Raw genomic sequence first — 471 nt, 5'->3', positions numbered from 1 at the left:
AAAAATTATTTTATCACCAATTAAAATTAAAAATTTACTCAAACAATTAATAGGAGAATTATTATGGCAACAGTTCAAAATGCACAAATTCGGCAGCATTTTATTCGCATGGGCATGCCTAAAAAGGAGATTGATAGCATCATGCGGGATAATGTTATTATGCAAAAGACTCATATTTTTATCAATAAATGGGGGCTATCAAGTATTCGTGGCGATCATCATGTTCCAGCCACTTATACAACGAGAAAATTAAAAGAAGACATTGAATACCGTGAGATGGTATTTGGAAAAGATTATCTTACGGCTTCTGATTATGCCCATGAAATCGAGCATGGTATTTCTGATACTGTTTATAGACTAGACCTTGCTGATAAGAGAAATCCAACAAAAAACCTTAGCAAGTAATAATTTTTATCAAGAAGGAGATGAGTGTGAAATTTTTAGCTGCTTTGTTGTGGCCGGCCATGTTGC

General features: G+C 34.0%; 1 protein-coding gene. It reads left to right on the top strand.

What is annotated here, in order from left to right; translation table 11 throughout:
- The first annotated feature begins 63 nt into the window (after positions 1-63).
- Complete coding sequence (locus tag ACTHTQ_RS11315) at positions 64-405, top strand: hypothetical protein (RefSeq protein WP_210389037.1); 342 nt, start codon at positions 64-66, stop codon at positions 403-405.
- The last annotated feature ends 66 nt before the right edge of the window (positions 406-471 follow it).

Origin of the sequence: Neisseria sp. P0020.S003 (assembly GCF_051957095.1) — a bacterium.
Taxonomy (GTDB): Bacteria; Pseudomonadota; Gammaproteobacteria; order Burkholderiales; family Neisseriaceae; genus Neisseria; species Neisseria subflava.
Note: the sequence above shows the minus strand (reverse complement) of the source record. Positions and strands in the feature narration are given on the sequence as shown.

Coding starts and splice junctions, on each gene's coding strand:
- ACTHTQ_RS11315 (WP_210389037.1), top strand. CDS start 64: ATGGCAACAGTTCAAAATGCACAAATTCGGCAGCATTTTATTCGCATG.